Below are 21,042 nucleotides of genomic sequence, written 5' to 3' on the forward strand. Positions count from 1 at the left end.
ATGGCCGGTCGCCTCCTGCTCGTCTGCCGGCTGCTGATGCGGGACCTGCGCCGCCGCCGAACCGAAACCATCCTGCTCCTGACCGCGATCACCGCGGCGACCGCCACCCTGACCATCGGCCTCACCCTCAACGAGGTCGCCGACCGGCCGTACCAGCAGACCCGGACCGCCACCGCCGGCCCAGACGTGATCGTGACACCCCGGGTCACCGGTCAGGCGGCACTGGACGAGCTCGCATCGCTGACCACCGGGGCCGGCGTCACCGATCACAGCGGCCCCTTCCCGATCGCCTACCTGACGATGACGGCCCGCGGCACGTCCGCGCACACCGTGGTAGCGGGCCGGGACACCACACCCGCGTCGCTCGACCGACCCGCCGTGACCGACGGCACCTGGGTACGCCCCGGCGGCGTGGTCGTCGAGCGCGCCTTCGCCGACGCCCTCGGCGTCCGCACCGGCGACACGGTCGACATCGGCGGCCATCCGTTGCGCGTGCTCGGGACCGCGGTCACCGCCGCGAGAGCGACGTACCCCTACGCCGGGTGGCACTACCCCGGCAGCGTCCTCGTCGAGCGGGGCGGCCTGGTTTGGGTAGACCAGAGCGACATCGCCACGCTGGCGGGCGGCCAGCCGCTGTCGTACACCCTCAACCTCAAACTCGCCGACCCGGCGGCCAGCAGCACGTACCGCATCGGCGACCAACTCACCACCTGGCAGGCGATCAGCTACCTCAACGGTCGGCTGTACAGCGACGCGCAGATCGCTCTGCTCGTCGGCAGCTGGCTACTCAACGGCCTTGCGCTGGCCGGCGTCGCCGGCATCGTCGCGGGCCGGATCATCGGCCAGCGTCGCCGAGTGGGACTACTCAAAGCCGTCGGCGCCGGACCGGCCATGATCGCCGTTGTCCACCTCGCCGAATATCTGGCGATCGGGCTTGCCGCCGCGGCGACGGGACTGGTCACGGGCTGGCTCGCCGCACCCGCGCTGATCCGCCCCAGCGCCGGACTCATCGGCTCCGTCAACGCCCAGCCTCCCGCGCTGCGCATGGTGGTCGCCGTCACGGTCCTCGCCCTCGCGATCGCCGTGGCGGCGACTCTGGTGCCGGTGCTGCGCGCGGCCGCCACCAGCACCGTTCACGCGCTCGCTGACGCCGCGACGCCACCGCGTCGCCGGCGGTGGCGCATCTGGCTGTCGCGGCGGCTGCCCACCGCTCTGCTGATCGGGGTACGCATCAACGCGCGCCGGCCGCGTCGCGCCCGGCTGGTCACCGTCAACACCCTGATCACCACGACCACCCTCGTCGGCATCCTCATGGTCGACTCCCAGGCGGTGCGCTTCGACCTCGGCTACACCGAACTCGCCAATCCCCGGGTGGAACGGGGCGAGCAGGCCACGCTCGTGCTGACCGTCGTGCTGTGCGTCCTCGCGCTCATCAACGCCGTCGTGAGCGCTTGGACCGCAGTCCTCGACGCCCGGCAACCACTGGCCGTCGCGCGGACGCTCGGTGCGACGCCCGCGCAGGCCGGTCTGGGCTTGGCGGTGGCGCAACTACTTCCCGCCATACCCGGCGTCGCCGTGGGGATCCCGGCCGGCGTCGGGCTTGTGACGTTCGTCAGCACCGGCGAGGTCCAGTACCCACCCCACTCCTCGCTGCTCGCCACCGCGCTCGGAGTCCTGCTCGCCATCGCCGCGTTCACCGCCATCCCGGCGATGGTCGCCACCCGGCGTCCGGTCGTGGACACACTCCGGTCCGCACCGACCTGACCGCCGGGGCAACCGATCCCACCCGCCACCGTGCGGCCCTCGACCTCCCGCCCGTGGAACGGGCCGTGGGGGCTCCGGTCGTCGGGCTCACCCACGTGGCACCATGTTCCGCCATGGATCATGAGGGGCGGTTTCGTCGGACGGCGCTCGCATTGGACATCCCGGACGACGAGGTCGGCCGGTTCATCCAGCACCTCCGTCTGTCGATCCGGTTGAGCGCAGGATCCAGCGGTGTTCCGGCCGGGCGGTTCGGCGGGTTGCCCCGGTTGCCGGTTGGCATGGACTGGCCGTCCGACGGGGTCGGGCCGCTGCCGTTCATCTTCTCGGTCGACTGCGCGGCGCTGCCGAGAGTCGACGGCCTCGGCCTGCCGGCAGACGGCTCGCTGCTGTTCTTCCTCGATCACGAGCAGGCCGCCGCCACCGGGGAGCGGAGGTACGGGCGCGTCGTGCATGTGCCGGCCGGCACCGAGACCACGGTGCCGGCAGGATCCGCCGACCAGCCGTTCGTCGACGAGCAGTACGACGTCGGCGCGACGCTGCGCGCGGAACTCCCCGACTGGTTCGGGGCGGTCGAGGACCTGGACGAGGACGAGGACGACCTGTCGCCCTTCCAGCAACAGTTGGCTCGTGACCTTGAGCGGGACCTGCCGCACCGTGATGAACTCCGTGCTCTGGCCGACGATCTCTGGCCGCCTGACGACGGGTACGCCAGCGCCTACGTCGGCGGGTACGCCGACCCGGAGGTGATCAAGAGTTTCGCGGAGCAGACCCTCGCGTGGCGCGAGAAGACCGGCGAGATCGTCGTCCCGGTCGCGAAATGGTATTCCCATGTGGAGCGGGAAACCCACCGGCTGACGGCCGAGTGGATGTCGCTCGCCCGTTTTCCGGTAGCCGGCGACCTCTATTACCGAAGCGTCGGGAGTTTCGTGATCCGTCACGACGACCTGGCCGCCGGCCGGCTGGACGAGGCGCTCTCCATGGCTGAATTGATCCCATAGCACACCGGCGAACCCAGCCCCGGCCAGAGCGGAGAACCCACAAACTCACAATCGACCCACAGCCGCGACCATCCGACTACCCTCGGTGAGGGACAGCGCGGTCGTGCCGGGCGCGACGCCCGGGAGGTGATAGCGGATGGCCGTACCCGCCGACGCGGCGGTGCTGGTCGGCCTCGGGTCGACCCTCGACCTCCCGGTCGTCGAACAGGCCGCGCAGGAGGCCGCCGGCCACCGCCGGGCACTGCACCTGCTGCACACGTTCGACTGGCAGGCGGCCTTCGCCGCGGACACCGTCGCCGCACCCCGCGACGAGGCCGAGAAGCTGATCACCACGGCGGCCCAACTCGCGCACCAGACCGAGCCGGAGCTGACCGTCCGCAGCGAGATCGTCGAGAGCGCCATGCTGCCGACCCTGATCCGCCGGTCGGAGACGGCCTTCCTGCTGGCCGTCGGCGACAGCGGGATGGCGGGCAGCGGTCAGTGCGTACCGGCCGAGACCCCGGCCGTGCAGTTGGCCGCCCGGGCCGGCTGCCCCCTGCTCGTGGTACGTCGCGAGCCGCCGCCGCAGGGCCCGGTGCTGGTCGGGGTGGACGGCTCACCCAGCTCACACCTCGCGCTGCAGTGGGCCCTGCAGTGCGCGGCCCGCCGGGACGGCCGGCTGTTGGCGCTGCGGGCGGTGGAGTACGACGAGGACACCGACGCGGTCGCCGAGCAGCTGAACGAGGCGTTGACCCAGCACGTCGGCAGCAACGGCGCGGTGCCCGTCGAGTGCCGTGTCGTGCGAGGTGACCCCGCCGAGGTGCTGATCGACGCGTCCCGCTCGGCGCAGGTGGTGCTCGTCGCCGCCCGTGGCGACGAACCGGGCCGAGCCATGTTGGGTGCGGTCGCCCAGTCCCTGCTCTACCACTCACCGGCTCCGGTCGTCGTCGTCCGTGGCCTGGCCGAGAAGCCGCTGACCGGGCCCGACGCCCATCCGACGCGGGACCAACGGCCCTGACCCCGGGGCATCCGCAGCGGCGAGGCTGAAGCCCGGAGGCCCCCTACCCGCGAGAGGCAGCACCATGGACACCGCTCTCGACACCCACACCGTTCTGACCGACGAGGAACTTCACCGGCTGCACGCCTACTGGCGAGCCGCGAACTACCTCACCGTCGGGCAGATCTACCTGCTCGACAACCCGCTGCTGCGCGACCCGCTGACCGCCGACGACATCAAGCCCCGGCTGCTCGGGCACTGGGGCACCAGCCCCGGGCTCAACCTGATCTACGCCCACCTCAACCGGGTGATCGTGGCCCGCGACCTCAACGCCATGCTGGTCACCGGCCCCGGCCACGGCGGCCCGGCGATCGTGGCCAACACCTGGTTGGAGGGCACCTGGTCGGAGCGCTACCACGACGTGGCACGCGACGAGGTCGGGATGTCCCGGCTGTTCCGCCAGTTCTCCTTCCCGGGCGGCATCCCCAGCCACGTCGCGGCGGACGTGCCGGGTTCGATCCACGAGGGCGGCGAACTGGGGTACGCGTTGAGCCACGCCTACGGCGCCGCGTTCGACCACCCGGACCTGGTGGTGGCCTGCGTGATCGGCGACGGAGAGGCGGAGACCGGCCCGCTGGCCGGCAGTTGGCTGTCCAACGTCTTCCTCAACCCGGCGCGCGACGGCGCGGTGCTGCCCATCCTGCACCTCAACGGCTACAAGATCGCCAACCCGACCGTGCTGTCCCGGATCCCCGAGGCCGACCTGCTCGACCTCCTGCGCGGGTCGGGCTACCAGCCGTACGTGGTGGCCGGTGACGACCCCGCCCAGGTGCACCGCGCCCTCGCCGCGACCATGGACCGCACCCTGGACGAGATCGCCGAGATCCAGCGGCGGGCCCGCTCCCAGGGCGTCGTCGAACGTCCCCGCTGGCCGATGATCGTCCTGCGGACGCCGAAGGGCTGGACCGGCCCCCGCGAGGTCGACGGCGCCCAGGTCGAAGGCACCTTCCACGCCCACCAGGTGCCGCTGGCGGGGGTCCGCGACAACCCCGCCCACCTGGCCGAGTTGGAGCGGTGGCTGCGCAGCTACCGGCCGGAGGAGTTGTTCGACGCGACCGGCGCGCCGGTCGACGAGGTGCGGACCCTGCCGCCGCGCGGGGATCGGCGGATGAGCGCCAATCCGGTCACCAACGGCGGCGTGGTGCTGCGCGACCTGACCCTGCCGGACTTCCGCGACTACGCCGTGGAGGTCCCCGAGCCGGGTCGACCGATGGCCGGCGCGACAGGTGCGCTCGGGCCGTGGATCCGGGACGTCATCGGCGCCAACCCGCAGACGTTCCGACTGTTCGGCCCGGACGAGGTCGCGTCCAACCGGCTGGGTGCCGCGTTCGAGGTGACCGACCGCGCGTGGATGGCCGCCACGGTGCCCGGCGACGACCACCTATCCCCCGACGGCCGGGTCATGGAGGTGCTCTCCGAGCACCTGTGCCAGGGCTGGTTGGAGGGCTACCTGCTCACCGGCCGGCACGGCGTGTTCACCAGCTACGAGGCGTTCATCCACATCGTCGACTCGATGCTCAACCAGCACGCCAAGTGGCTGAAGGTGACCCGGGCCATCCCCTGGCGGCAGCCGCTCGCCTCGCTGAACTACCTGCTGTCCAGCCACGTGTGGCGGCAGGACCACAACGGCTTCTCCCACCAGGACCCGGGTTTCATCGACCACGTGGTCAACAAGAAGGCCGAAGTGGTACGCGTCTACCTGCCGCCGGACGCCAACACCCTGCTCGCCACGATGGACCACTGCCTGCGCAGCCGGCACTACATCAACGTGGTGGTGGCCGGTAAGCAGGCCGCCCCGAACTGGTTGACGATGACCGAGGCGATCCAGCACACCCGACGCGGCCTCGGCATCTGGGAGTGGGCCAGCAACGACGGCGGCAGCGAGCCGGACGTGGTGCTCGCCTGCTGCGGTGACGTGCCCACCCTGGAGACGTTGGCCGCCGTCGAGCTGCTGCGCCGACACCTCCCCGAGTTGAAGGTGCGACTGGTCAACGTGGTCGACCTGATGCGACTCCAGCCGGACACCGAGCACCCGCACGGCCTGACCGACAAGGAGTTCGACACCATCTTCACCGCGGACCGGCCGGTCATCTTCGCGTACCACGGCTATCCGTGGCTGATCCACCGGCTCACCTACCGCCGCACCAACCACGAGAACCTGCACGTGCGCGGCTACAAGGAGGAGGGCACCACCACCACCCCGTTCGACATGGTGATGCTCAACGACCTGGACCGCTTCCACCTGGTCATCGACGTCATCGACCGGGTGCCCGGCCTGGCCGCCCGCGCCGCCCACCTGCGTCAGCAGATGGTCGACGCCCGGCAGGCGGCCCGCGACTACACCCGCCGGTACGGCGAGGACGACCCCCAGGTCGCCGAGTGGCGTTGGGTCCGCGAAACCGACCCCACCAACCCCTGAAGGAGGACGACGTGCGCGACGCGGAGATCCTGGTCGGCTACGACGGCTCCACCGACGCGTCGGTGGCCCTCGACTGGGCGCTGGAGGAGGCTCGGCACAGCGGCCAACCGGTGCGGTTGGCGTACGTCTTCGAGTGGCTGACCGTCGCCGGCTGGGTCGGACCGGGCGTGGCGCCCGGGGTGTGGCCGGACGACACCGCCCGCCGACAGGTCGACGACCTGGTCCGCGGCGCGGCGGCGGACGCCTCCGCCGCGAACCCCGGTCTGACGGTCACCGGCGAGGTCTACGACGGGCCGCCGGCCCTGGTGTTGCAGGAACGCTCGGCGGACGCGGGCCTGTTGGTGCTCGGCAGCCGGGGGCACGGCGGTTTCGGTGGTCTGCTGGCCGGGTCGACGGCGGTGTCGGTGGCCGCGCACGCGCACTGCCCGGTCGTGGTGGTCCGCGACGGGACGACCGGTGGGCCGGACGGCCCGGTGGCGGTCGGCGTGGACGGCTCGGACCCGTCACTGGTGGCGCTCGGCTTCGCCGCCGAACGGGCCGCCCGACGGCAGGTGTCGCTGCGCGTCCTGCACGCCTGGACACCGGGCCCCGGCGGGGCGGCCGGCGTGCCCGACGAGCGGGCGTCGGTCGAGGCGGCGTTGGAGCCGTGGCGACGGACGTTCCCCACGCTGGACATCACCGTCGACCTCGTCGCGGGCAGCCCGGCGGCGACGCTGATCGAGGCGAGCCGCGACGCGCGGCTGGTGGTGGTCGGCAGCCGGGGCCGGGGCGGGTTGGCCGGGATGCTGCTCGGCTCGGTGAGCCAGCAACTGATCCAGCACTCGCACTGCCCGGTCGCGGTGGTCCGGGAACGCTGAGGCTCAGGCGGCGAGCAGTGCGGCCTCCCGGGCCGGGTCCAGGCCGATCGAGCTGCGATGCGGTCGCCCGGCGCGCGGCGGAACCGCACCGACGGCGCGTAGCCACCGCCAGGTGTCGGCGACGGTCTCGGCGACCGGCCGGCAGGTCAACCCGGCCGCGAGGGCACGGGTCACGTCCCGCTCCAGCAACCCCCGGTACGGGTGGTCGGTCGGCATCCAGATCGGCAGGTCGCTCCACGGCTGCACACCGGCGGCGACGATCCGAGCCGGATCGGTCCAGCGCAGCCGGGCGTCCGCACCGGTGGCGGCCACGCACGCGTCGAGGAGTTCACCCATCGTGGTCTGCGCCGGACGGCCGACCGCGTTGAACGTGCCGCCCACCCGCCGGGCGCCCGCGTCCAGCATCCACGCCGCCAGATCGCGGACGTCGACGTACTGCACCGACAGGTCCGCCGGCCCGGGCGCGAGCACGTCACCGCCGCGCTCGACGCGCCGCAGCCACCAGGGAAGCCGGCCGACGTCCTCCCCCGGACCCAGGATCAGACCGGCCCGGGCGATCAGCGCCCGGTCGCCGAACACCTCCCGTACGGCACGTTCGGCACCGGCCTTGAGCTGCGGGTAGTCGCCGTCGACGGAGTCCGCGTCGGCGTCCACCACCGGAGAGTCCTCGTTCAGCCCGTGCGCCGACGGGTCGCGGTAGACCGAACCGCTGGACACGTACACGTAGTGGCGCACCGACCCGGCGAGGGCGCGGGCGGCGTCGCGGGCCGCCCGTGGCGCACCGTCCCAGGTGTCCACCACCAGGTCCCAGCCACCGCCGGCCAGCGCCGCCAGGCCGTCCGGCGCGGTGCGGTCACCCCGCAACCGGTGTACGCCGGGAGGCACCGCGCCGTGCAGCCCCCGGTTGAACACCGTCACCGACCAGCCGCGGCGTACGCCCTCGGTGACCGTCGCGCCGCCCACGAAACCCGTTCCGCCCAGCACCAGCAGTCTCATGGGCTCCACCCTGCCCGCGACGGCCGGAGGAGGACACCCCCGTTCACCGGTAGCGGATCTGCTCGTGGCAGAACCGCTGACCGCCGTCCAGGATGCAGGAAAAGCCACCCAGGGCCATGGTCAACGACGCCGCCGGTTGCGAAACTGCTGGGAATGTCCAGCACACCGCTGTCCCTGCCGCAGCCATCCGCGCGGGCACCCGAGTTCGGCCGGGACGCGCTCATCGTCTGCGAGAGCCTGGTGCGGATCTACCAGTCCGGTTCCATCGAGGTGCAGGCGCTGCAAGGGCTGGACCTGGTCGTGGAGAGCGGTGAGCTGGTCGCCGTCGTCGGCGCCTCCGGGTCGGGCAAGTCGACGTTGCTGTCGATCCTGGCCGGCATCGACGCCCCCACCGCCGGGCGGGTCCGGGTCGACAGGTGGAACCTGCTGGCGATGTCCCGCGCGGACCGGGTGGACTACCGGCGGCACACCGTCGGGTTCATCCGGCAGCAGACGGCGAGCAACCTGATCCCCTACCTGACCGCGCGGGAGATGGTGGACCTGCCGATGGCGGCGGCCCGCACCGCGAAGGGGGAGCGCCGGGAACGCGCGGCCGAACTGCTGGACAGCCTCGGTGTCGCCGACTGCGCCGACCGGCGCCCCGGGCAGCTCTCCGGGGGGCAGCAGATGCGGGTCGCGATCGCGGTGGCGCTGGCCAACCAGCCGCGGGTCCTGCTCGCCGACGAGCCCACCGGCGAGTTGGACGCCGCCACGTCCGCGGAGGTCTTCGGTGTGCTGCGGGACGTCAACCGGCGGTACGGCGTCACCGTCGTCGTGGTGACCCACGACCCGGAGGTCAGCGGTCAGGTCGAACGGACCGTCGCGATCCGGGACGGGCGCACCAGCAGCGAGGTGCTGCGCCGCACCACCACCGACGCGGCGGGCGACACGCACACGATCGCCGAGGAGTACGCCGTCATGGACCGGGCCGGGCGGGTCCAGGTGCCCCGCGAGTTCCGCCAGGCGCTGGCGCTGACCCGACGGGTCCGGCTCGCCCTGGAACCCGACCACATCACGATCCGCCCCGACTCGGAAACCGGCGAATGAGGAGCGAGCCGCTGCTGCGCGTGCGCGACGTACACCGGCGCTTCCGCACCGGGCCGACCGTCGTACACGCCCTGCGCGGGGTGTCGTTCGACGTGGCCGCCGGCTCCATGGTGGCCCTCGTCGGCCGGTCCGGGTCGGGCAAGACCACCCTGCTCAACGTCATCGGCGGCCTGGACCGCCCGGACGCCGGCACCGTGCACGTCAACGACACCGACGTCACCGCGCTCGACGAGGACGGCCTGTCCCGGCTGCGGCGCGAGACGCTGTCGTACGTCTTCCAGAGCTTCGGGTTGATCCCGGTGTTGTCGGCGGCGGAGAACGTCGCCGCCCCGCTGCGGCTGGCCCGCGCCGCCCCGGCCGACCGCGAGCGACGGGTCGAGTTGCTGCTGGAGTTGGTCGGCCTGACCGACCACGCCGGGCAGCGTCCGGCCGAGCTGTCCGGCGGCCAGCAGCAGCGGGTGGCGATCGCCCGCGCGCTGGCCGCGTCGCCCCGGCTCCTGCTCGCCGACGAGCCCACCGGGCAACTGGACGCCGAGACGGGCCTGTCGGTGATGGCCCTGCTGCGCGGCATCGTGGAATCCGAAGGCGTCACCGTGCTGGTGTCGACGCACGACCCGGTGATGATGGCCCTGGCCGACCGGGTGATCCGCATCCAGGACGGGCACCTCGACGATCAGACGGCCGGGCAGCCGTACCAGCCCGTGCCGGACGTCAGGTGACGTGACGATGCTGAGGCTGGTCAGCCGACGTGCCCGCGCGCAGTGGCCGTTACTGGCGGCGCTCCTCGGGGTCGTCACGATCGGCGCGACCCTGCTGGGCACCTGCACCCTGCTGGTCACCCGCACCGCCGAGCGGGCCCTGGAGGTCGCCCTGGCCCGCGCCGCCCCGGCCGCCGTCGACGTGACCGTCTACACCGGCACGGTCGAGGGCCCGGACGCGTCGTCCGTCGCCGCCGACACCCGCACCGCGGTGGCCTCCGCGCTCGCACCGTTTCCGGTGACGACGAGCACGCGGGCGTCGACGGTGCTGCGGGCGCTGCCGCCCACCCTCGCCCCGGGCACCACCGTCGGGGCCCAGGCGTACCTGTCCGGGCTGGACGACCTGCCGACCCGAGCCGAGCTGGTCACCGGGCGCTGGCCGGAGCACCCGGGCGACGCGGTGCTGCTGGAGTCCACCGCCCACCTGCTCGACCTCACCCCCGGTCGCCGGGTGCGCCTCGGTGCCGAGCTGGCCCACCAACCCGTTGCGGCCATCGACGTGACAGTCGTCGGTGTCGTACGCCCGCTGCCGGGGCGCGGCTGGGACCGCGACCCGCTGGCCGCGGCAGGCTCCGCCGTCGGCTACCGGGACGGCCGCTTCATGCAGCCGGTCAACGCCTACGGCCCGTTCCTCGTCGACCTCGCCGATCTGGTCACCACGGGTGCCACGGTCGACCGGATGGAGGTCACCGCCCACCCCGACCTGTCCCGCAACGACCGCCGCGACCTGGAGGCCGTCGCCGGGACCCTCCGCGACGCGGACCGCCTCCTGGCCGGCACCCTCGGCGACCGCGTCCAGCTCGCCCGTGTCGCCTCCGACCTGCCGCTGACCCTGCGTGACGCCGACGATCAACGGCACGTCACCGCCGCCGTCGTACTCGCCGTCGCCGTCCTCGGCGGTGCCCTGACCGCGACAGCGCTCGTCCTGGCCGGCCGGCTGACCGCGGGCATACGCGCCGACGAGACCGCCCTGCGGTCCGCGCTGGGCACCAGCCGTCGCCAACTCGCCGCCACCGCGACACTGGAGGCCGGGCTGGTCGCCGCCGTCGCCGCCGCGCTCGCGGTACCGGCCTCGTCCGCCCTGCACGCCGGTCTGACCCACCTGCCGCCGCTGGACGGCGCCGGCCTGACCATGCGGCCGACCGTCATCGGTGCTCAGGTCCTCGCCGTCGCCGGCGGCGCGCTGGTGCTCGCCGCCGTCCTCACCGTCCTGGCGATCCGACCCGTTCCGGCGGCCGGCGACCGGCGCACCCGCCGCGAACTGCTCGTCCGATCCGGTGCCGACCTCGTGCTCGCGGTGTTCGCCGCCGCCGGATGGTGGCAGCTGTACGCGCAGCCCACCGCCGCCGACCCCCGCGTCGACGCGGTCCGGTTGCTCGCGCCGACGCTGCTGCTCGTCGCAGGTGCCGCCCTGGCGCTCCGGGTGGTGCTGCCCGCCCTGCGCGGCGTCGACCGGCTGGCCTACCACGCGCGCGGGCTGGCGCTTCCGCTGGCGGTCTCCGAGGCCGCCCGTCGACCTCAGGCGGTCGCCGCCGGACTGCTCGTCGGGCTGGCCTGCGCGGCCGGAACCTTCGGCCTCGCCTTCGACACCACCTGGCACCAGTCGCAGCGTGACCAGGCCGCCGTCTCCGTCGGCACCGACCTGGCCCTCACCCTCGGCCGGGCGCCGGTGGCCGGAGACGGCACGGTCGTCAGCGCGGCCACCGCGGGCGTGGTGAGTCCGGCCCTCAACCGTGGCACCACCGTCGGACAGTGGCTCGGCACCGCCGGCGACGCGCCGCGCCTGGTCGCCGTCGACGCCACCCGCGCCGATGCGCTGCTGCGCGGAAGGCTGGACCACGACCGCGAATGGGCGGACGTGGGCGCCGCGCTGGCGCCACGCACCCGGGCGATCGGCCTCGCCGTCCCGACCGGGGCCCCACTCGTCCTGAGCGGCACCGCCGGCGGCGGCAGTCCGCTCACCGTGACGCCCCGACTGCTGCTGCAGGACGCCACCGGCCTGCGCACGTCCTGCACCGGCCCCGCCGTACCGCTCGACGGCGAGGAGGTCCGGCTGCCCGCCTGCGCGACGGCCGACGGGCTGCGCCTCGTCGCGGTCGCCCTGCCGGTCACCGCCGACCCGGTCGGCGGACGCGTCGACATGGCCGTCACGCTCACCGTGCCGCCCGCCGGGTCCGGCGACGGGTCGGACTGGACCGCCACCTCCGCGCAGCCGGTCCCGGGCAAGGTGCTCGACCCGACCGTCACGACGTCCGCCACGCCGACGGGAACCGCGCTGCGGATGGCCGCGACCGTCGAACTCGGCGGCGCCGAGGACGCCGCCCGGACCCTCGTCGCCACCGCCTTCCCGGACCCCGGCCGGGTGCCCGTCGCCGTGTCCGCCCGCTTCGCCGACGAGGTCGGCGCCGACCGCGGCAGCCGGCTCAGCGTCACCGTCGGCACCACCCCCGTCCCGGTCGTCGTCACCGAGGTCGTGCCGACCGTACCGTCCGCTCCCGGCGCCGCCGCCGTGCTGGCCGACGTGGACACGCTGTCGCGCGCACGCGCCGTGCTGGGTGACCTGACGTACCCGGTCGACGCCTGGTGGGTCGGCCACCCGGCCGATCCCGGTGCCGCCGACCGGGCCACGGCCCTGCACCTGGGCACCGTCGCGACCCGCGAGGCGGAGACCGCCCGCCTCATCGGCGGCCCGCTGCAGGCCGGGTTGCCGGCCGCGCTGCGGCTCATCGTCCCGGCCGCGGCCCTGCTGTTGCTCGCCGGTGTCGTCCTGCACGTCACCTGTGACCTACAGGTCCGCGCCGTCGAGGTGGCGCGGTTGCGTGGCCTGGGGATGTCCCGACGCGGAATCCGGGCCGTGCTGCTCGGCCAACACGCCGGTGTCCTCCTGCCGGTGCTCGCGGTGGGCGCGGCCGTCGGCGCGCTCGCCACCCACGTCGTCGCACCCCCGCTCGTACGCGCCGACACCGGCGCCGCGCCCGTGCCGGCCGCCCAACCGCACTGGCCGTGGCCGGCCGAGGCCGTACTACTCGCCGTTCTGCTGGCCGGGTGCGTGCTGGCGGTCGCCGTCGTGGTCACCGTCCAGGTCCGTCGGGCCGACGCCGCGCACCTGCGGGTGGCACCGTGAAGCGGTGGCTGACCCGCCGGTGGCCGGTACCGCACTGGCCCAGCGTCCGTGGCCGTGGCCGCACCGACGCCGGACCGCTGCTGCTCACCGCCGCCGTCATCGCGGCCGTCGCGCTGCTCACCGGAGCCGTGCCGGCGCTGCTGCGCGCCGCCGCCGACAGCGCCGTGCAGGACACGGTCCGCCGCGCCGGCCAGGACTCCAACGTCCTCGCCCACGCCGACTGGGAACGCGACGACGGCCCGACCGGCGGGCGGGTCCGGATGCCCCGCCTCGCCGAGGAGGTCGACGACTTCCGCACCCGGGCGACCTACGCCCTCGGACCCGACCTGGACGCCGCGCTGCTCCCGCCGGTCACCGTCGTCAACGGCCCGATCCTCACCATCACCGACGGCACCGTGCCGCGGACCTTCCAGTTCACCTACCTGGCCGGTGACCTCGACAGCCCGGACGTGACCTGGATCGCCGGTCGCGCGCCGGGCCCCACCGTCACCGACGAGTACGTGGAGACCCCCTACGACGGGCCGCCCTGGCCGGTGCAGGTGGGCCTCTCCGAGGCGGACGCCACCGCACTCGACCTCGGCCCCGGCGATCGGATCCCGACCAAGGACGACCAGGGGCGCGGCACGGACATCCGGATCAGCGGGATCTACCGACCCGCGGACGGCGACGACCCGGCCTGGCGCCTCGCCCCGGCGCTGCTGCGCCCGGTGCCCGGCGTCGACGGTGTGGGCATCACCCGCTTCGGCGGCCTGCTGTCCCGCGAGTCGTTACCGGACGCCCGGCTCGCCGTGCACGAGGACCAACTGCGGGGCACCGTCCACTTCGCCCCGGAACCCGACGCGCTCACCTGGGACGCCACCACGGCGCTCGCCAGCCAGGTGGTCAAGCTCAAGGCCACCTCCGGCACATCGAGCGAGCGCGACCGGTCCCTGCGGTGGCAGTCGCAGCTCGACACCGCCCTGCGCGACGCCCGTACGCAAATCAGCGCCGCCTCCGCACAGGCCGCCGTCCTGCTCGCCGGGGTGCTGACCGCCACGGTGCTGGTCCTGCTGCTCGCCGCCGATCTGCTGGTCCGCCGCCGTACCCCGGCGCTGACCGTCGCCCGCCAGCGTGGAACGGCGCTACCCGACCTCGGCGCGGAACTGATCGTCGAGTCCGCGGTGGTGTCCCTGTCGGCCGCCGCCGTCGGGCTCGCGCTCGCCCGCGCGGCCGTTCCCGGCGTCTCCTGGGCCTGGACCGTTCCCGTCGTCCTCGCGGGTGCCGTCGCCGGGCCGGCGTTCGGCACTCTCGCCGCCGCCCGCGCCGGCCGCGACCGACGTCAACCCGCCAACCCGGCCGCTCGGCGTTGGAACCGGGCCACCGGCCGGCTGCGCCGCGCCGCCCTGGAGGCCGCCGTCCTGATCGCCGCGGTCGCCGCCTTCGTCACACTGCACCAGCGCGGGCTCCGGCCCGTCGCCTCCGACGACGGCACCGGTGAGCTGACCGGCGATCTGATCCTGCCGATCAGCGCCCTCGCCCTGGGCGCCCTCGTCGGCGCGCTCGTCCTGCTCCGGCTGCTGCCCCTCGGGGCGCGGTTCGCGCTCCGGCAGGCCCTGCGGTCGCGTCGCCCGCTGGCCGTGTTCGGTGCCGCGCGGGCAGCCACCACGGCCGGTCGCGCGTTGCCGCTGCTGGTCCTGGTCACCGCCACGGCGCTCGCGTCGTCCGCGCTGATCCTCGGAGCCAGCGTCACCCGGGGTCTGGTCGACGGCGCGTGGAGCACCGTGGGCGCCGACGCCCGTCTCGACGTCGGCGCCGACGCCGAGGCCGCCACGCCCGCTCTGGCCGAACGCATCGCCGCCGCGCCCGGGGTGGGGCAGGTCGTCGTCGCGCAGGTGACCGACTCCGCGCGCCTCTTCAGCGAATCGACGCTGTTCACCCCACGACTGGTCATCGTGGACACCGCCGCGTTCCAGCGCCTGCTGGCCACCACCCCGCTGCCCGACGCGCCGGCACTGGCCCGGCTCACGCCACCCGGCCCCGGGGACGTCCCCGCGCTGGTCCGATCGAGTGACGGTGGTCTGCGAACCGGCACGCGCCTGCAACTACCCCGCCAGGACGCCCCGGCGATCGGTCTCGTCGCGGTCGGTACCGCTCCCTCCGTCGGCGGCACCGACGACGTGGTCATCGTGGACGCCGCGGCCGTGGCCGCCGCCGGGCTGCCCGCCGTGCCGAACACCGTCTGGGTGACCGGCCCCGGCGCGGCGCGGGCCGTGTCGAACAGCGGCGTCGCCGCCGACGTCGTCCTGCGCGCGGACGTCCTGCGGGCGCAGCGAGCGGCACCACTGACCGCGGGGCTGCTCCGGCTGGCGTGGACGGCCGCCGCGGTGCTGCTGGCGCTGGCGCTGCTCGGCCTCGCCCTCGCCGCCGCCGCGAGTGCGTCCGAGCGGTGGCAGACCCTGACCCGGCTGCGCACCCTCGGCCTGCGGCCACGCGACGCCCGCTGGGTCGCCGCCGCCGAGGTGCTGCCGCCGGTCGTGGTCGCCGCGGTGTGCGGCCCACTCCTCGGGGCCCTGCTCGCCCACCTGACGCTCGGCCCACTCGACCTGCGGCTGCTCACCGGCCAGGGCGTCGACCCGGCGGCGGTCCTGCCGTGGTGGCTGCTCGCCCTGGTGGGCGTGGTGCTGCTGGCGACGGCCACCACTGTCGTACCCGTCGAGTCGGCGCTGCGGCGACGCGACCGGCTGAGCGAAGTGCTCCGCGCCGGCGAGTGAGCGGGAGCCGCGGGCCGGCGGTGCCGCAGCTCACCGGCCGCGAGCGGCCCCGACCCGTGCGGCGGACGGGTAGCGCTGCCTTCACCGAGCGCACATGGTCGGGCGTCGATCAATGTCCTACCATCGCCGCATGGGCAACGGCACGGCCTCGGCGGATGCCCCGAAACCGCCGTCCGGCCGACCCACGGTGGGCCGGCTGCTCCGGACGTACCGCCTGCACAGCGGGCTGACCCAGCGCGAGCTGGCGGTCCGCGCCGGCCTCAGCATCGCCGCGCTCCGGGACCTGGAACAGGGCCGGAGCACCAGGCCGAGACACGCCTCGGTGGTGGCTATCGCGGCAGCGCTCGGCCTCGACGACCGGGCCAGGGAAGCGCTGCACACCTCGGCCACCGCAGCGACGCGGGCGCACGATCCGCGCCCGGTGGTCGACCCCGGGGCGCCCGTACAGATCCGGGTGCTGGGGCCGCTCGAACTCCGACGCGGGAACGAAACCGTCGCCGTCAGCTCGGCCACCCAACGGGTCCTGCTCGCGAAGCTCGCCCTCGGCGCCCCGGAACCGGTCCCGCGGGACTCCCTCCGCGAACTGCTGCGGGGCCGTTACTCGTTGGACGACGCGACGAAGCTACTGCGTACGCACCTCACCCGACTACGCCGGCTGGTCGAGCCCTCGGGCCAGCGCCTCATCGTCCCGACCCCGTCGGGATACCGCCTCGTCGCCACCGCCGAACAGCTCGACCTGGCCCGACTCCGGCAGTTGGCGACGCAGGCGCGCGACGCGTCGCCCGAGTACGCGCTCACGCTCCTCGCCAGGGCGGCGGAGCTGTGGCGGGGCGGGTGCGACCTGGACGAGCTGGCCGGCGACCCGCTGCTCACCTCGGTCACCGAGGAGTACGCCACCCTGCTGCGGCGCTTCGCCGAGGTCGCCCGGGACGTCGGCGAGCCGGAGCGGCCGCTGCCGCGCCTGCGTGAGCTGGCCCATCGGCTGGAGTTCCACGAGCCGCTGCACACCGCACTGATCGTCACCCTGGCGGCCAGCGGACGGCAGGCGGAGGCACTGGCGGCCTACCAGCGCGTTCGGGCCAACCTGCGCGAACAGCTCGGGCTCGATCCCGGGGAGCTGCTCCGGGACGCCCACGTAGGTGTGCTCCGGCAGCGCGCGCGGGTACCCGGGAGGGCGGCCCGCAACGTGGTCCAGCAGCTGCCGGCCGCCCCGGCCGGGTTCGTCGGCCGGGAGCCGGAACTCGCCCGCATCGTCGCCGCCGTCGCGCGTACGGGGCACGAGCTGCGGCACGCGTCGTCGCGGGTCGTCCTCGTCCACGGTGCGGCCGGATCGGGGAAGACGGCCCTGGCGCACACCGCCGGGCACCGGCTGCGCCTGCGGTATCCCGGCGGCCAGCTCTATGCCGATCTGGGCGGCGCCTCAGCCGAGCCCGCTTCCCCGACGGCGATCCTCGGCCGGTTCCTGCGGGCGCTCGGCGTGCCCGTCGACCGCATCGGTGGCGACCTCGTCGAGGACTCGGCCCTGTTGCGTACCGAGTTGGCCGGGCGCCGGATGCTCGTCGTGCTCGACAACGCGAGCGACGCGGCGCAGGTGCTGCCGCTGCTGCCGGGTACCGGCCGAAGTGACGTCCTGGTCACGAGCCGGCGGCTGCTGCGTGGGCTGGAGGTCGCGGCCTCGGTGCCGCTCGGCACCCTGACGGCGGCCGAGTCGCTCGAGATGATCGCGGCCGCGGCCGGCGGCGAGCGGGTCGCCGCCGACGCCCGGTCCGCGCGGGAGCTGACGGGCGTCTGCGGTCACCTTCCGCTCGCGTTGCGGATCGCGGCGGCGCGGCTGGCGAGCCGTCCGAAGTGGGCGATCGGCGACCTGGTGCAGCGGCTGCGTGACGAGAGTGGCCGCCTCGCCCAGCTCGACGACGGGTCGACGAGCGTACTGGCCAGCTTCCAGCTCAGCTACGACAGTCTCAGCGAGCCGGCCCGGCGGGCGTTCCGGCTCTGCGCGCTGCACCCCGCGCAGGACTTCGGAGTGACCGCCACCGGCGCCCTGCTCGACACGGACGACGCGACGGCCGAGCGGATCCTGGACGAACTGCTCGACGCCAACATGCTGCTGCAGTACTCGGCGCATCGGTTCCGGTTCCACGATCTACTCCGGCTCTACGCCGGCAAGCTGGTCGAGACGGAGATCAGCCGGTCCCGGCACGACGCCTTCGCACGGTTGCTGGCCTCGTACGCCGAACGGGTGACCGCCGCGATGGACTGGGTGCTGCCCCAGATGGTCCGGCTCACCGGCCATCCCCGGCCGGAGGGCCAGTTCCCGGACGAGAAGGCGGCGGCGGCCTGGCTCGCCGCCGAGACGACTGCGCTGGTGCTGCTGGCCGAGCAGGCGGCCCGGGACGACGGGCTCGCCGACTTCGCCTGGCGGATCGCCGACCAGCTGCGCGGCTACTTCCTGGTCAACCCGCACGTCGACGGCTGGACCCGGATCGTCGGGGCCGGCTGGTCGGCGGCGGAGCGTTCGGCCGACCGCCGGGCGCGTGCGGCGATGCTGATGTCCAGGGGGCAGGTCCGGAGCATGGTCGGTCGTGACCTCGAAGGTCTCGAGGACGCGCTCACCGCCCTGCGGCTGGCGCAGGAGTGCGGCTGGGACGCGGCGGCGGCCTACCTCTCCCACAACGTCGGCTGGCAGTACTACGAGTTCGGCCGGCTGGCCGACGCCGAGACGTGGTTCGGCCGAGCCCTCGACCTGACCGCGTCCGAGCCCCTGGGGCACATCCGCGCGGCGGTCCTGAACGGCATCGGCATGATCATGCTCGACCGTGGTCGCTGCGAGGACGCCGCGACGAGCCTCACCGCCGCGCTGGAGATCAACAAGGCGACGGGGCGCGCGCGTTCCGCGCTTGTCAACCAGGGAAACCTGGCGAGCGTACTCCGGCAGCGTGGTGAACTCGTCGACGCGGCCGAGCAGCTCGACACCGTCCTGCGCGGCCACCGGCGGCGCGGCGACCTGCGCGGCGAGCTTTCCACCCTGGACGAGATGAGTCGGCTGGAGATCGACCGGCGGAACCTCGCCGTCGGGTTGAGCCTGGCCCGGCAGGCACACGATCTCGCGGTCAAGACGTACGACCGGCGAGCCCAGACGATGACCGCCGGCACGCTCGGAAACGCGCTCCGGGAGAACGGCGAGATCGCACAGGCGCTCGACGTACTCCGGGACGGGGTGGCGATGGCGAGGCGGCACTCGTACCGCTATCTGGAGACCAGGGCACGGGTGGGCCTGGCCGGTGCCCTGGCGCTGGCCGGTGAGCCGGATGCGGCGCGGCACGAGGCCGGCCGGGCCGAGCGGGTCGCCCACGACCTGGGGTTCGGGACCCTCGCAACGGAGGCGAGGGCGGTCGGGGCGGACCCGCCGGCTCCCGACTAACCGGTGACGCCGACCAGCCGGTAGTAGCCCAGCGGGGACTTGTAGTCGACGCTCATGTAGCCGATCCCCGACGCCGGGGACATGGCCGAGTACAACTGCCCACCGCCCGCGTACTGGCCGACGTGGCCGTCGTAGAAGACCAGGTCCCCGACCTTGAGCTGGTTCCGGCTGACCCGGATGGCGTCGCGGCTCTTCAGGTTGGTGAGGTCGGCATTGTTGTTGTCGGCCTCCGAACGTGCCCAGTCGTACTGCTGCGCCGATGACCTGACGCCGCCCCAGCCGGGGAAGTTGACCACCCGCTCGTAGGCGAACTTGACCAGGCCCGAGCAGTCGAACGCGTCCGGACCGTCAGCGCCCAGGACGTAGGGCTTGCCGTCCTGGTTGAGGGCGTACTGGTAGGCGAGCCGGGTGTAGTTGTAGGTCTTCTTCGTCACCGAGCACTCGGTGCCCTGCTCGGTCGTACCGTTGCTGACCTTCACCTCCAGGTGGTTGAACTGGGCGATCCCGGCCGGGTCCCAGGACATGCCGCCGCCGCTGGCGGAGGCGCCGTAGCCGCCGTCGACGCCGAACACCACCTCGTCGTTCCGGAACACCCAGCTCCGGCCGTCGCCGGAGTCGTCCCGGGCGGCGATCTTGATCAATGGCGACTTGCCGTCCGAGCTGGTGTCGGTGAGTTCCCAGTGCACCTTGGCGGTGCGGGTGCCCTCCCACTCGACCTGGATGACCGCACGGGCACCCGGGCAGCCGACCGGGATCTCCAGGCTCGGGTTGTCGATCGGCGCGGCCGAAGCCGGCGTGGCCATGGCGACGCTGGTGGCCAGGAACACCGGTACGGCAAGCAGCAGCGCGGGAAGTGACCGGCGTCGACGGCCGGGCGTCTTCGTGAGCATTCGACTCTCTCCCTCGGTTCGTCCGTTCTTTGATCGGACATCCGGGAGACTAGGAATCCGGCTGGCGCCGCCGATTCCCGTACCTCACCCGTACCGGGACGCCGCCGACGCGCGAGGGCACGACGGCGTCACCGCATACCGGTACGTACGCCGACCAGTACCGGCCCTAAGGTGCACCACGAAAACGGACCAGATCGGACGTTGATCATGTCCGGTCTGGTCCGAATCCAGCAATAGATGGTGGGCGATACTGGGTTTGAACCAGTGACCTCTTCCGTGTCAAGGAAGCGCGCTCCCACTGCGCCAATCGCCCGTGGCGACCGCCGAACCCGGCAGTCAGGCCCCGATGGGGCAGATCGCGAGCGGACGACGGGATTCGAACCCGCGACCCTCACCTTGGCAAGGTGATGCGCTACCAGCTGCGCTACGTCCGCACGCCCCCGACTCGCGTCGGCGACAGGTGAACTCTACCCGATGCCAAGATCCGCTGGCGCGGCACCCTGGGCGGTCGGCGATTGCGCTGGTCGCCACCGGGGTACTGAAGGGCTCGACAGCGCACCACACCCCCTTAAGGAGGCTGTCGTGGGTATCGGCACCAGCATCTTCCTGATCGCGCTCGGCGCGATCCTCACCTTCGCCCTGGACGCGAGCGTCGGCGGCATCAACCTCGACGTGGTCGGCTGGATCCTGATGGGAGCCGGCGTGCTCGGCCTGATCATGACCACGCTGGTGTGGGGTCGCCGTCGCCAGGTGGTCGCCACCACCGAGCAGCCGGTGGAGTACCGCCACGTCGAGGAGCGGCGGGACGTCGCCCCGCCGATGTGACCCGACACCTTCTCGTCACCGGCGCAGCCGCCAGGTCAGGCGTTCAAGGGCCGGCCACCTCGACGAGGGAGGCCGGTCCGTCGCGTTCCGGCTGAGGGCTCATACACTGCTCAGCGCC

General features: G+C 73.7%; 13 protein-coding genes and 2 tRNA genes. 11 read left to right on the top strand and 4 right to left on the bottom strand.

What is annotated here, in order from left to right:
• The 5 genes from O7617_RS03895 to O7617_RS03915 all read left to right on the top strand — a co-directional run bounded on the left by O7617_RS03895 (nt 1) and on the right by O7617_RS03915 (nt 7,074).
• Complete coding sequence (locus O7617_RS03895) at nt 1–1,764, top strand: FtsX-like permease family protein (RefSeq protein ID WP_282261557.1); 1,764 nt, start codon at nt 1–3, stop codon at nt 1,762–1,764.
• A gap of 113 nt (nt 1,765–1,877) precedes the next feature.
• Entirely contained in the window at nt 1,878–2,762 is an 885-nt protein-coding gene (locus tag O7617_RS03900) for a DUF1963 domain-containing protein (RefSeq protein WP_282261558.1), read from the top strand.
• Nucleotides 2,763–2,898: 136 nt separating this feature from the next.
• A complete protein-coding gene (locus tag O7617_RS03905) occupies nt 2,899–3,759 on the top strand; it encodes a universal stress protein (protein WP_282261559.1) in 861 nt (286 codons plus the stop codon).
• A gap of 64 nt (nt 3,760–3,823) precedes the next feature.
• Complete coding sequence (locus O7617_RS03910; protein WP_282261560.1) at nt 3,824–6,217, top strand: phosphoketolase family protein; 2,394 nt, start codon at nt 3,824–3,826, stop codon at nt 6,215–6,217.
• A gap of 11 nt (nt 6,218–6,228) precedes the next feature.
• Entirely contained in the window at nt 6,229–7,074 is an 846-nt protein-coding gene (locus O7617_RS03915) for a universal stress protein (RefSeq protein ID WP_282261561.1), read from the top strand.
• Between the two features lie 3 nt (nt 7,075–7,077).
• On the opposite strand, the gene O7617_RS03920 is transcribed toward O7617_RS03915, so the two are convergent.
• Complete coding sequence (locus O7617_RS03920; RefSeq protein ID WP_282261562.1) at nt 7,078–8,070, bottom strand: NAD-dependent epimerase/dehydratase family protein; 993 nt, start codon at nt 8,068–8,070, stop codon at nt 7,078–7,080.
• 153 nt (nt 8,071–8,223) lie between these two features.
• On the opposite strand from O7617_RS03920, the gene O7617_RS03925 reads away from it, so the two are divergent.
• The 5 genes from O7617_RS03925 to O7617_RS03945 all read left to right on the top strand — a co-directional run bounded on the left by O7617_RS03925 (nt 8,224) and on the right by O7617_RS03945 (nt 19,209).
• Entirely contained in the window at nt 8,224–9,156 is a 933-nt protein-coding gene (locus O7617_RS03925) for an ABC transporter ATP-binding protein (RefSeq protein WP_282261563.1), read from the top strand.
• Nucleotides 9,153–9,875: an ABC transporter ATP-binding protein gene (locus O7617_RS03930; protein WP_282261564.1), complete on the top strand. Its 723-nt coding sequence runs from the start codon at nt 9,153–9,155 to the stop codon at nt 9,873–9,875. The genes O7617_RS03925 and O7617_RS03930 overlap by 4 nt, the downstream gene beginning before the upstream one ends.
• 7 nt (nt 9,876–9,882) lie before the next feature.
• Complete coding sequence (locus O7617_RS03935) at nt 9,883–13,038, top strand: FtsX-like permease family protein (RefSeq protein ID WP_282261565.1); 3,156 nt, start codon at nt 9,883–9,885, stop codon at nt 13,036–13,038.
• Nucleotides 13,035–15,788 carry an FtsX-like permease family protein gene (locus O7617_RS03940; RefSeq protein ID WP_282261566.1) on the top strand — a complete coding sequence of 918 codons (2,754 nt, stop codon included), beginning with the start codon at nt 13,035–13,037 and terminating at the stop codon, nt 15,786–15,788. Before O7617_RS03935 ends, O7617_RS03940 begins: the two co-directional genes overlap by 4 nt.
• Nucleotides 15,789–15,918: 130 nt before the next feature.
• Complete coding sequence (locus O7617_RS03945) at nt 15,919–19,209, top strand: BTAD domain-containing putative transcriptional regulator (protein WP_282261567.1); 3,291 nt, start codon at nt 15,919–15,921, stop codon at nt 19,207–19,209.
• Here the strand turns inward: O7617_RS03945 and O7617_RS03950 are convergent.
• From O7617_RS03950 to O7617_RS03960, 3 genes are all read right to left on the bottom strand, one after another.
• A complete protein-coding gene (locus O7617_RS03950) occupies nt 19,206–20,099 on the bottom strand; it encodes an NlpC/P60 family protein (protein ID WP_282261568.1) in 894 nt (297 codons plus the stop codon). The genes O7617_RS03945 and O7617_RS03950 overlap by 4 nt on opposite strands.
• 238 nt (nt 20,100–20,337) lie before the next feature.
• Nucleotides 20,338–20,412 (bottom strand) — tRNA-Val (locus tag O7617_RS03955).
• Nucleotides 20,413–20,460: 48 nt separating this feature from the next.
• Nucleotides 20,461–20,533 (bottom strand) — tRNA-Gly (locus O7617_RS03960).
• 148 nt (nt 20,534–20,681) lie between these two features.
• Here O7617_RS03960 and O7617_RS03965 point away from each other — a divergent pair.
• Nucleotides 20,682–20,924 carry a DUF6458 family protein gene (locus tag O7617_RS03965; RefSeq protein ID WP_282261569.1) on the top strand — a complete coding sequence of 81 codons (243 nt, stop codon included), beginning with the start codon at nt 20,682–20,684 and terminating at the stop codon, nt 20,922–20,924.
• Nucleotides 20,925–21,042: the final 118 nt, after the last annotated feature.

It is taken from the genome of Micromonospora sp. WMMD1155, from assembly GCF_029581275.1.
Classification (GTDB): Bacteria; Actinomycetota; Actinomycetes; order Mycobacteriales; family Micromonosporaceae; genus Micromonospora.